12 protein-coding genes are annotated in these 12,044 nt (G+C 34.9%); 7 read left to right on the forward strand and 5 right to left on the reverse strand.

Translation table 11 applies throughout. From position 1 onward, the window contains the following. Nucleotides 1–5 precede the first annotated feature (5 nt). The 4 genes from BLT04_RS18020 to pdhA form a co-directional block, all read right to left on the reverse strand. Nucleotides 6–587 (reverse strand): murein L,D-transpeptidase catalytic domain-containing protein, encoded by a 582-nt coding sequence (locus BLT04_RS18020; protein WP_089757174.1) that lies wholly within the window; start codon nt 585–587, stop codon nt 6–8. A gap of 12 nt (nt 588–599) precedes the next feature. Beyond that, complete coding sequence (locus BLT04_RS18025; RefSeq protein WP_089757175.1) at nt 600–1,268, reverse strand: ABC transporter ATP-binding protein; 669 nt, start codon at nt 1,266–1,268, stop codon at nt 600–602. A 301-nt stretch (nt 1,269–1,569) separates the two neighbouring features. After that, on the reverse strand, nt 1,570–3,180 hold the full coding sequence (locus BLT04_RS18030; protein WP_089757176.1) for a pyruvate dehydrogenase complex dihydrolipoamide acetyltransferase: 1,611 nt from the start codon (nt 3,178–3,180) through the stop codon (nt 1,570–1,572). Between the two features lie 95 nt (nt 3,181–3,275). Beyond that, nucleotides 3,276–4,277 (reverse strand): pyruvate dehydrogenase (acetyl-transferring) E1 component subunit alpha, encoded by a 1,002-nt coding sequence (gene pdhA, locus BLT04_RS18035; protein ID WP_089757177.1) that lies wholly within the window; start codon nt 4,275–4,277, stop codon nt 3,276–3,278. Between the two features lie 126 nt (nt 4,278–4,403). Here pdhA and BLT04_RS18040 point away from each other — a divergent pair, with 126 nt between their 5' ends. Together BLT04_RS18040 and BLT04_RS18045 are read left to right on the forward strand one after the other, a co-directional pair. After that, complete coding sequence (locus BLT04_RS18040; protein WP_089757178.1) at nt 4,404–5,006, forward strand: phosphatase PAP2 family protein; 603 nt, start codon at nt 4,404–4,406, stop codon at nt 5,004–5,006. Nucleotides 5,007–5,015: 9 nt separating this feature from the next. Further along, nucleotides 5,016–5,465, forward strand: a complete 450-nt coding sequence (locus BLT04_RS18045; protein WP_089757179.1) for a BlaI/MecI/CopY family transcriptional regulator — start codon at nt 5,016–5,018, stop codon at nt 5,463–5,465. Nucleotides 5,466–5,514: 49 nt separating this feature from the next. On the opposite strand, the gene BLT04_RS18050 is transcribed toward BLT04_RS18045, so the two are convergent. Then, on the reverse strand, nt 5,515–5,904 hold the full coding sequence (locus tag BLT04_RS18050; RefSeq protein WP_089757180.1) for an RNA recognition motif domain-containing protein: 390 nt from the start codon (nt 5,902–5,904) through the stop codon (nt 5,515–5,517). 335 nt (nt 5,905–6,239) lie between these two features. Between BLT04_RS18050 and BLT04_RS18055 the strand changes: the two genes are divergently transcribed. From BLT04_RS18055 to BLT04_RS18075, 5 genes are all read left to right on the forward strand, one after another. Next, the gene (locus BLT04_RS18055; RefSeq protein ID WP_089757330.1) at nt 6,240–6,635 is read left to right on the forward strand and encodes an acyl-CoA thioesterase; all 396 of its coding nucleotides are present in this window, start codon (nt 6,240–6,242) and stop codon (nt 6,633–6,635) included. Continuing rightward, complete coding sequence (locus BLT04_RS18060) at nt 6,632–7,192, forward strand: helix-turn-helix domain-containing protein (protein WP_089757181.1); 561 nt, start codon at nt 6,632–6,634, stop codon at nt 7,190–7,192. Before BLT04_RS18055 ends, BLT04_RS18060 begins: the two co-directional genes overlap by 4 nt. Before the next feature lie 237 nt (nt 7,193–7,429). Continuing rightward, nucleotides 7,430–10,255 carry a heavy metal translocating P-type ATPase gene (locus tag BLT04_RS18065; protein ID WP_089757182.1) on the forward strand — a complete coding sequence of 942 codons (2,826 nt, stop codon included), beginning with the start codon at nt 7,430–7,432 and terminating at the stop codon, nt 10,253–10,255. A 5-nt stretch (nt 10,256–10,260) separates the two neighbouring features. Further along, nucleotides 10,261–10,992, forward strand: coding sequence for a DUF72 domain-containing protein (locus BLT04_RS18070; protein WP_089757183.1), 732 nt, complete (start codon nt 10,261–10,263; stop codon nt 10,990–10,992). A 126-nt stretch (nt 10,993–11,118) separates the two neighbouring features. Beyond that, nucleotides 11,119–11,985, forward strand: coding sequence for a polysaccharide deacetylase family protein (locus BLT04_RS18075; protein WP_089757184.1), 867 nt, complete (start codon nt 11,119–11,121; stop codon nt 11,983–11,985). The last annotated feature ends 59 nt before the right edge of the window (nt 11,986–12,044 follow it).

Consider the following 12,044-nt stretch of genomic DNA (forward strand, 5'->3'; position numbering starts at 1 on the left):
CTTAGTTAATAGAAAGCGTATAAAATGATCGGTTGTTTTGATTGATCGATGTATTTTGCAGTTTCGTTGAAGGCATTTTTTGAAAGCATCGGGCAACCAAAGCTTAAACAGGTAGGATTTACCGATTCTTTATCCGGCACGCAATAGTATGAATGAAGAACAATCGCTCTCGACATTGCATTGCTGTTAGTTTCATCAAGACCATTTAATCGGTAAGCTTTTCCGAATTTTCCGGTATAGCTTTCCCGAATTTCATATTTACCTAAAGAGGACTGGTGAGAACCGTCAATATTACTAAATTGTAAATTATCTGAATTAGAAATTACAGAACCCTCACCGTGGGCAACGACCGCTTTCTGCAAAATTTTATTATTTTTCAGATCATAAACGAAATAACGGTATTTCCCGGAGTGAATTTTAAAATTAATAAAAACAGCCAAATCCTGATTGTAATTTTTTCCTTTAATATAACTCTTAATTTCTGAAATTTTTGATTTCGGCAAATAATCAATTACATTATTACCCTGAGATTCAAATTTTGAACAGGAAATTATAAAAAGGAAGAGAAAAATAAATTGTTTCATCATCAGTCCGGAATTTTATTCGATAATCATTCCGTCTTTCATGACTAATTTTCTGTCGGTAATCTCTGCAAGATTAGGATTGTGGGTTACAATAACAAAGGTCTGGTTATATTTATCTCTTAAATCAAAAAACAACCGGTGAAGGTCATCGGCATTTTTTGAATCTAAATTTCCTGTCGGCTCATCCGCAAAAATGATTTTCGGAGAGTTGATTAAAGCTCTTGCAACCGCTACTCTTTGCGCTTCACCACCGGATAGCTGGTTAGGCTTATGATGCAATCTTTGTTCGATTTTCAGATCTTCAAACAAAGCATATGCTTTTTCTATCGCTTCCTTTTCATTTGCTCCTGCAATTTTTGTAGGAAGCAAAACATTTTCCAACGCTGAAAATTCAGGTAATAACTGATGAAACTGAAATACAAAGCCAATATTCTGGTTCCTGAATTTAGAAAGCTGCTTGTCATTCATATTGATGAACGATTCTCCTGCAATAGTAATTTCAGTTTCGTTCTGCTTAGAACTCGTAGGCTGATCCAAAGTTCCTAAAATCTGCAAAAGCGTAGATTTTCCCGCCCCGGATTCGCCGACAATGGATACCACTTCACCTACTTTTATGTGAATATCAACACCTTTTAATACTTCTAAATTCCCATAAGATTTATGGATATTTCTCGCTTTAATCATAATTCAAAAATAGTAAATTGATTTGAAATATTGAATAGTTTTAAAGGGATTTATAACAAGAGCTTTATACTTTGTTATAAATTTTTATTCGTTAAATATTATCACTAATAGAGATGCTTCGACAAGCTCAGCATGACATCTCTAATACTGTTCGCTTAAAAAATCAATAAAATAGATATTAAAACAATTAGTATTCGCGTTGTCATGCTGAGCTTGTCGAAGCATCTCTATTAAACGATAAATTTCAAAAAAAACGCTTCCCAAAACTGAGAAGCGTTTTTAATATTTACAAATTAAAAAATTACAGTAACAATGTTAAAGGACTTTCTAAATATGTTTTTAAAGTTTGTAAGAACTGAGCACCAGTCGCTCCGTCTACTACTCTGTGGTCACAAGCTAATGAAAGCTTCATGATGTTCCCAACTACGATCTGGCCGTCTTTTACGATCGGTTTTTCGATGATGGCTCCTACTGAAAGGATTGCAGAGTTTGGCTGATTGATGATGCTTGTAAATGTTTCAATTCCGAACATACCCAAGTTTGAGATTGAGAATGTAGAACCTTCCATTTCGTTTGCCTTAAGACCTTTAGACTTCGCTCTTCCGGCCATATCTTTAACAGCAGCAGAAATTTGAGTATAATTCATCTGGTCTGTATTCTTAAGAACCGGAACTACCAATCCGTCAGGAATTGCAACCGCTACCCCGATATTGATGTTTCCTCTGTGAATGATCTTGTCACCCGCCCAGCTTGAATTAACCTGAGGATGTTTTCTTAACGCAACGGCAGTTGCCTTAATGATCATATCGTTGAAAGAAATTTTTGTATCCGGTAAAGAATTGATCTCTTTTCTGGCCTCAATTGCTTTATCCATGTTGATCTCCACCATTAAATAGTAGTGAGGAGCAGTGAATTTACTTTCAGCAAGACGTTTTGCGATGATATTTCTAACCTGAGAGTTTGGAGTCTCTGTATCTTCTCCCTGAACAAAACTTAATGCAACCTGAGCTGCCGGACTTGCAGTCGGTGCAGCAGAAGCTGGTTTTGCCTGAGATGGCTGATAATTTTCAACATCTTTTTTAACGATTCTTCCGTTTTCACCAGAACCCTGAATCCCGTGAATATCAACTCCTTTATCCTGAGCAATTTTTTTAGCTAATGGAGAAATCGCAACTCTTTCGTTGTTGCTGGCTGCTGGTTGTTGGTTTTCAGATTCTTGTTTTGGAGCTTCAGCTTTTTGTTCAGCAGGCTTTTCTGAAGACTGAGCCGCAGGTTTTGCAGCACCAACTCCTGAAACGTCTGTTCCTGCAGGGCCGATGATTGCCAATACTGTATCAACAGGAGCAGCACCACCTTCTTCAACGCCTTGCTTCAATAAAACCCCGTTGAATTCAGATTCAAAATCCTGAACCGCTTTATCTGTTTCGATTTCAGCAAGAAGATCACCTTCTTTTACTGTATCACCAACATTTTTGTGCCATTTTGCTACTTTACCTTCTGTCATTGTATCAGAAAGTCTTGGCATAGTAATAACTTCTACACCAGCTGGAACTTCCGCAGAAGCCTGTTCCGGAGCAGCAGTAATAGCTTCAGCTTTAGGCTCTTCTTTTTTCTCTTCAGAACCACCTGCAGAGGGAGCAGCAGCTCCACCAGTTAATCCTGAAATATCTTCCCCTTCATTACCGATAATTGCCAAAACAGAATCTACAGCAGCGGCAGCACCCTCTTCTACACCTACGTATAAAAGTGTACCTTCCATCTCAGATTCGAAATCCTGAACGGCTTTATCCGTTTCAATTTCAGCTAAAATATCTCCTTCTTTTACTTTATCTCCTACTTTTTTATGCCATTTTGCCACCTTTCCTTCCGTCATTGTGTCGGAAAGACGAGGCATTGTGATTACTTCTGCCATAATTTATTTTTTAATTTGTTAATGTGATGAAGTGATGATAAGATTGTGAATAAAAATAACACATCAACATATCACCGTATCAGCAAATTATTGTATTAGTTTTCTAATTTATCTAAAAACGGATAGTTTTCCTGAGAATACACATATTCATATACTTTCTCAGCAGTTGGATACGGAGAGTTTTCCATGAATTCGATGCATTCTTCAACAAAATCTTTTGATTTGTTATCCATTGCTTCCAATTCCTCTTCTGTCGCCCAGCTGTTTGCTAAAATTCTGGATTTTACCAACTCGATAGGGTCATCATTTTTATGGATAGCAACTTCATCCTTAGATCTGTAAGGCTCAGCATCAGACATAGAGTGACCTCTGTAACGGTATGTTCTGGCTTCGATGAAAGTTGGTCCGTCTCCTCTTCTTGCTCTTTCGATAGCTTCGTAAGCAGCTTCTGCCACTTTTACAGGATCCATTGCATCTACGGCAAGACAAGGCATTTCGTATCCCAGACCTAATTTATAGATATCTTCGTGGTTAGCAGTTCTTTTTACAGAAGTTCCCATTGCATATTGGTTGTTTTCTACAACAAATATAACAGGAAGTTTCCAGTTCATTGCCATGTTAAACGTTTCATGTAATGAGCCCTGTCTAGCCGCTCCGTCTCCGAAGAAGCAAATATTTACCGCTTTTCTGTCAAAAAATTTATCAGCAAAAGCAATACCTGCACCCAAAGGAATTTGTCCTCCAACAATACCGTGACCACCATAAAAACGGTGCTCTTTACTGAAAATGTGCATAGAGCCACCCATACCTCCTGAAGTTCCCGTAGCTTTACCACAAAGCTCGGCCATGATTCTCTTAGGATCCACTCCCATTGCCATTGGATGGATGTGACATCTATAAGCAGTGATCATACTATCTTTAGTTAAATCCATTGCATGCGTGAAACCGGCAGGAATAGCTTCCTGACCATTATACAAATGTAAAAAACCTCTGATTTTTTGTTTTAGATAAAGAGAACGGCATTTGTCTTCAAACCTTCTCCACATTGTCATATCTTCATACCACTTCAGGTATATCTCTTTAGAAAATTCTTTCATGTGTTAGCTCTTGCTTATTTATTATGAAATAGTTGAGCAAAATTATAAAAAAAACTTTGTTTTTGTTGTATATAAACCAATTGTTTTTTTAGTTATAATATTATATTTACATTATTAAACTTAAATATGGACGAAAAACAACCTTCATTTATCTATAAAATTTCAAAAGTAATATCTGATTTTTTTAATCCTCTTATTTCTCTGTTTATATTTTTCGTTTATATGAGCGTTCGGGAATATTCCTTAAAAGATGCCCTGTTATATTTCCTTCCTATATTGGTAATCGTCATCGCCCCTGTTATTTCCTGGATTGTCTGGAATGTAAAAACCGGCAGATATACGAATATGGACGTCTCTAATCGTGTTCAGAGAAAGACTTTATATATATTTATTGCGGCTTGTGTAATCGCTTACATTGCTTATAATTATTTCAAAAACGGATATATTGATTTTGTGATGCTGTTTATTCTGATTTTGCTTTTCGCATTACAGATCAGCAATTTTTTTATCAAAAGCTCGATGCATACAGCATTTAATATATTTGTAGCAGCGTTATTTTTTGTCTTAAGTGTAAAAATGGGAATTTTCTGGCTGGGAATAGCAATTTTAGTAGGAATTACGAGAATTATCCTGAAAAGACACACTGTACAGGAAGTTTTTATGGGTGCAGGAATAGCATTTGTGGTATCTTTTCTTTATCTTTATTGCAACATACAATTTCAACATTAAGAGTATTATATGAAAATAAATCATCTTACATCTGCGGAAGAAAATTTAATGAAACAATTCTGGAAGCTGGAAACCTTTTATTTAAAGGATGTTATGGAAAAGCATCCTGAGCCGAAACCACATCAAAATACAGTTTCAACTTACTTAAAAATATTGGTTGAAAAAGGATATTTATCTACTGAAAAAGAAGGCAGAATTTTCAAATATAAAGTATTGGTTCCTTATGAAGAGTATAAAAAATTCTTATTAAAAGAGTTTTCAGTTAATTTTTTGAACAATTCAGGAAAGGAGATTTTAGAATTTTTATTTACTGAAAATATAATTTCAAAGGATGATTTGCAGGAATTCGCCGATCTTAAACCTGCAAAAGCAAAAGAACCGAAACTGGAATATGCTAATGAAATTTTAAATCCCAAGAAAGATAAAAAAATCAAGGACAAAAAGAAAAAGAAGAAATAATTTTAACTATAAGACATAAAAAAAGCGGCTCAAAAGCCGCTTATATTTTTTACCAACGTTTTCCACCGCCGCCATTTCCACCACGGCTGTTTCCACCTCCGTAGCTTCCACCGCCTCCGCCGTTTCCACCTCTGTTGTTTCCATAACCTCCGCCGTTTCCACCGCTTCTGTTGTTATCAAAACTTCTTCTTGGTTTCTCTTCTCTTGGCTTAGCCTCAGAAACGTTAAGTTCTTTTCCATTAAATTCTTTCCCGTTTAGAGCTTCGATAGCTTGTTGACCTTCTTCGTCACCCATTTCTACGAAACCAAAACCTCTAGAGCGACCAGTTTCTCTGTCTGTTACAATTTTAGCAGATGCTACATCGCCAAATTCAGCAAATAAATCGTGCAACTCATATTCTTTAGTTGCGTAATTGATGTTTGAAACAAAAATGTTCATTTTAAATAAAAATTAAAAATTAATAAAAATTTGGTATATAAAAGAAAAACAACATAAAGTCAATGAACAAATATTGATTCCAAATATAACTGATGCAAGATACGATTAAAAAATTTATATCAAAACATTTTTTAGTTTATTTTATTCCTTTACTAAGATTTTTCGGAATTAAGTTTTTCAAACACTACAGAAACATTTACTACGAAAGGTTTTAAGCTCGGTTTTCATCATAAAATCAATTGAGAAAATAAATAATCCGTTTAAGATAAGTAAATCTCATTCTGTTGAAAAAGCCAGTTTTTAACACTAAATTTGTCATGCAAAAAAATAAAAGCATGAATTATCACACCAGAAAATGGGTAAAGCCTGAAGATTTAAATCCCAATCATTCACTTTTCGGAGGAAGATTATTGCAATGGATCGATGAGGAAGCTGCGCTTTATGCCATTATTCAATTGGAAAACACAAAAGTTGTCACCAAATTTATTTCTGAAATCAATTTCGTAAGTTCTGCAAAACAGGGAGATATCGTCGAGATCGGAATTGAAGTTTCTGCGTTCGGATCCACTTCTATCACCTTAAAATGTGAAGTGAGAAACAAAATGACCCATCAGACGATCATCACCGTTGATAAAATTGTGATGGTAAATCTTGGAGAAGACGGAAATCCTGTAGCTCACGGCAAAACTAAGGTCGAATTTGTAAAAGACAGATTAAACAATCAATTATGAAAATTTTCATAAAAAATATGGTTTGTGGAAGGTGTATTTCTGCTGTTGAGACAATTTTTAATGACGCTAATATTAAGATTAAAGCAATTAATCTCGGCGAAGTTGAAACCGAGTCTGAAATCCCGGAAAACGACTTAGCCTCTCTTGAAAAAAAATTATTGAAAACTGGATTTGAAAGAATAAAAGACTCCGCACATCAGCTTATAGAGAAAATTAAAAACTTGATCATTATTAAAATAAGCGAACTGGATATTGATGAAAATTTTCTTTTATCTGAATTTTTAAGCTCAAAACTTCATAAAGATTACAGCGCGCTTTCAAAAACTTTTTCACAAAACGAAAATATTACATTAGAACAGTTCTTTATCCTTCAAAAAATTGAAAAAGTAAAAGAGCTTCTTTTATATAATGAATTTACTCTAACGGAAATCGCCGGAAAGCTAGGCTACAAAAGCGTTCAGCATCTATCATCACAATTCCGGAACAGCACAGGTTTCACTCCTACCGAATTTAAAAAACTGAAAATTCACAGTAGAAAAGCTTTGGATCAAATCTGAGTTTGAGAGTTGTAGTGTTTGAGAGTTTTTTGAGTTTTAATAATTATACCTATAATATTTAACAACATAAAAATCTGCGTAAAAAGCAAAACCTTTATACTCTGGAACGCTCCTACCCTCAAACCCTAATACACTCCCACTCAAAACCTCTCAAACTAAATTCTATAAACATTATCCTTAAATTTATAACAACCTTACACTTTCATTTTGGAAATTTGTAGTATAAATTAAAGGATCATGCAACAACAATATAAAATTCTGGGAATGACCTGCTCCGGCTGTCAGAAAAAAATTTCAGAAAAACTCAATATTATAGAAGGAATTACAGCTGACATCAATCTCGAAAACAGCACTGCAACAATAACTTCCGACCGGCCGATCGAACTTGCAACTTTAAATAAAGCTTTAGAAGAGATCGGAAACTACAAGCTTGAAGATCCCGAAAAAGCCTTTGTAAAGCCACAAGATCGCATTTCGCCGTCTTCAGTTTATTATTGCCCGATGGAATGTGAGGGTGATAAAGTTTACTTTCAACAAGGCAAAAGATGTCCGGTTTGTAATATGTATTTGGTTCCGATTGAGGAAAAACACGCTAAAGATCCGAATTATAAACCTACTTTTTCTTCAACAAATCTTCCCGAAAATTTTAAAGATAATGTCGGAAAACATTACTGCCCGATGTTCTGTGAAGGTGATAAAATTTATGATGAAAAAGGTGATTGCCCGGTTTGTCATATGCATTTGGAGGAAATTACAGAAGATCTGGTTAAAAATTCAACAACACATTCACACGATCATTCTCATCATCATCATGAAGCTCCGAAACTTACGGATGAAATGGCTGGAAAATATTATTGCCCGATGTATTGTGAAGGTGATAAAACGTATGACAGCAACGTTGGTTGCCCTGTTTGCGGAATGGATTTGGTGAAATATCCCGAAAAGAAAATTGCAAAATACACCTGTCCGATGCATCCAGAAATTGTTCGGAACGAACCAGGCGACTGCCCGATCTGTGGAATGGATCTCGTGAGAATGCCCGAAAAAGATGATCATGAAGAAGACGAAACGTACAATATTTTAAAACGTAAATTCATTATTTCACTGGCATTTACCATTCCTGTTTTTATTCTTTCGATGGGTGGAATGTTGATAAATTTTCCTTTTTCACATCAGATTCAGGGAGTTATTGAATTGATTTTAACGCTTCCTGTTTTATTTTATTCAGGATGGTTTTTGATGAAAAGAGGTTGGGTTTCGTTCAAAACCTGGAACTTAAATATGTTCAGTCTGATTGTTTTGGGTGTTGCAGCAGCATTTATTTTCAGTATTGTTTCTTTGATTTTTCCTGATATTATTCCGCATGAAATTCGTGGTCACAATCATGAAATTCCGTTGTATTTTGAGGCGGTCTGTGTGATTTTAACGCTTGTCATTTTAGGCCAGTTAATGGAAGCTGCTGCCCACAAAAAAACAGGAAATGCAATTAGAGAATTAATGAGTCTTTCTCCTGATGAAGCGAATTTGATCATTAATGGTGAAGAAAAAAAAGTTCTCCTTTCGCAAGTGAAAATCGGAGATTTATTAAGAGTAAAACCAGGTGAAAAAATTCCTGTCGACGGAAAAATTACAGAAGGAAATTCCATTGTTGACGAAAGTATGATCACGGGAGAACCCATGCCTATTGAGAAAAATATTGACGATAAAGTAACTTCCGGGACGATCAACGGTAATCAGGTTTTCATCATGAAAGCTGAAAAGGTTGGCGACGAAACTTTGCTTTCTCAAATCATAAAAATGGTCAATGAAGCGAGCCGAAGCAAAGCGCCCATTCAAAAACTGACGGATAAGGTGTCTAAAGTTTTTGTTCCGACCGTTATTTTGATTGCTGTTCTGACTTTCATTTTATGGCAGTTTTTCGGTCCGGAAGGGAAAAAGAGTTTGTTTGCTTTTGTGAATGCTGTTGCAGTTTTAATCGTGGCTTGTCCGTGTGCGTTAGGATTGGCAACACCGATGTCTTTGATGGTGGGAATTGGTAAAGGTGCAAAAAACGGTATTTTAATTAAAAACGCCGACGCCCTTGAACAAATGAATAAAGTAAACGTTCTAATCACTGATAAAACAGGAACTTTAACAGAAGGAAAACCATCAGTTGAACATATCGAAACGATTAATAATAATAAAAATTTGATCTTAAAATTGGCTTTTTCCTTAAATCAAAATTCAGAACATCCGTTGTCAAATGCAGTTATCAAAAAAGCAAAAAGTGAAAAAATAAATCCGGAAAAAGTAGAAAATTTTGAAAATATTTCAGGTAAAGGAGTGAAAGGAAACATCAACGGAAAAACAGTCTATTTGGGTAACGAAAATCTTTTGACATCTCATCAAATTTCAATTCCTTATGTTTTGAAGCAAAAAGCTATTGAAGTACAGTCAAAAGCCCATACAATCTCTTATATTGCTCAGGATAAAGAAGTTGTAGGCTTTATAAGCTTTACGGATAAAATTAAAGAAAGTTCAAAAAAAGCTGTTCAGCAATTGCTGGATGAAGGCATTGACATCATCATGATGACCGGAGACAACGAGCATACTGCAAAAGCCGTTGCAGACGAATTGGGTATTAAACATTTCAAAGCAAATTGTCTTCCCGAGGATAAATTAAATGAAGTAAAAAAGCTTCAGCAACAAGGCAAAATTGTAGCAATGACCGGCGACGGAATCAATGACTCTCCCGCTTTAGCCCAGGCCAATATCGGGATCGCAATGGGAACAGGAACCGATGCCGCCATTGAAAGCGCAGAAATTACTTTATTAAAAGGCGATATTCTTGGTGTTGCAAAAGCCAAATTATTAAGTGAAAAGCTTCTGAAAAATATTAAGGAAAATCTGTTTTTTGCTTTTATTTATAATGTTTTGGGAATTCCGGTTGCGGCAGGATTATTGTATCCTTTTTTTGGAATTCTATTGTCCCCGATGATTGCAGCCGCAGCGATGAGTTTCAGCTCTTTATCTGTGATTTTGAATTCATTGCGATTGAATTCGGTTAATTTAGATATAAAATAAAAAATATGAAAAAAGAAAATCTTTATATCGGATGCTCAGGCTTTTACAACAATGACTGGAAAGGATCTTTATATCCTGAAGATGCCAAAAGTAAAGACTTTCTGACCTTATATTCTCAGGAATTTAATTCCGTTGAAATCAATTCTACATTTTACAGAAAGCCAACTGCCAAAACATTGCTGAAATGGGTTGATGAGACGTCTGAAGGTTTTAAATTTTTCATTAAAATTCCAAAAACGATTTCTCATGAAAAGCGATTGAAAGATTGTAAAGAAGAAATTTCAGAATTTTGCATTCACATTCAATCTCATCTAAAAGAAAAACTTTCAGGGTTTTTGTATCAATTTCCGCCATCATTTAAAAATACTCAGGAAAATATTGATTTAATTCTTAATAATCTTGATTTTAATTATTTAAATGTCATAGAATTCCGTCACGAATCCTGGTGGCGGGATGAAATTTTTAACCTTTTAAAAGAAAATAATTTAATTTTTTCAGGAGTCAGTTTTCCTGGAAATTTGCCGGAAGATGTAATTGTCAATCACTCTGATATTTTATATTACCGACTTCATGGTAAACCTGTTCTCTATAAATCAGAATATGCTGAAGAGTTTCTCTCTCAGTTAGCTGAAAAAATTAAAGAAGAACAAAAGAAAACGTTTATATTTTTCAACAATACCTGGGGAACGGCAGCGATTAAAAATTCACTGTATTTAAAGAAAATTCTGGAAGGTTAACTGCTTAAAAATAAATTTATTAAAAATACCTTAAAAAGTTTAAGTTTAAGGAGAATCGGCATAGATTTTGTTAAGAAATATATAGAAATTTTAACAATTTTTAACAATTAAATTCCAATAAACTTTATGACAAAAATTTTTGCAGAAAAGTCTCGAAATAAGACTTTTCTTGGGATGTTTGCAGTGATGAGTGCAACTTCAATTTTATTTAACGGCTGCAGCCAGGAAAAAGACAAGAAAGAATCTGAAAAACTGATTCCAAAAAGCCATCCCGTCGCAAAAATAGTCCCCAAAATTGATGATGAAAATGTTCCCTCTGACAAAAGAGTTATTTATCTTACTTTCGATGACGGCCCCAATCGCGGAACCGAAAATCTATTGAAAATTTTACATAAAAGAAATGTTTGCGCCACTGCTTTTTTAGTCGGAAAACACGCCTATGGAAGTAAAAAACAGAAAGATGATCTTAACCTTTTAAGAAAAGATCAGCTGGTTGAACTGGCAAATCACAGCTTCTCGCATGCCCACAACAAATACAATGATTTTTACAAAAATCCGCTTGCGGTAGTTCAGGATTTTGATGCTGCAAAAGACAGCTTAAAGCTCTTTGATAAAATTGCAAGAACTCCCGGAAGAAATATCTGGAGACTCAACAATATTACGGTAACCGACCTGAAAAGTTCTACTGAAGCGGCTAACAGCCTGAAAAAAGCAGGCTACAAAGTTGTAGGCTGGGATCTTGAATGGAAACCGACTAATAAAATGGCTTTGAAAGGAAATCACGAAGCTATGCTTAAAAGAGTTGACAGTATTTTCTTCAATGACCTTGAAAAAACTTCAAGACACCTGGTTTTTCTTACTCACGATCAGTATTTAACGGATTCGGATTCTGTGAATGAGCTTGATCTTTTTATTGAAAAACTTCAGAAAACTAACCGATTTGTTTTCAGAAAAATTTCAGAGTATCCCAAGATTAATGAGGTTTTGAATTAGCTTTAAAAATAAGTTTTCTATCAACAGCTTTTAATTAAAATTTACATTTTACTAGTTTT

Source organism: Chryseobacterium soldanellicola (assembly GCF_900100115.1).
GTDB lineage: Bacteria > Bacteroidota > Bacteroidia > Flavobacteriales > Weeksellaceae > Chryseobacterium > Chryseobacterium soldanellicola.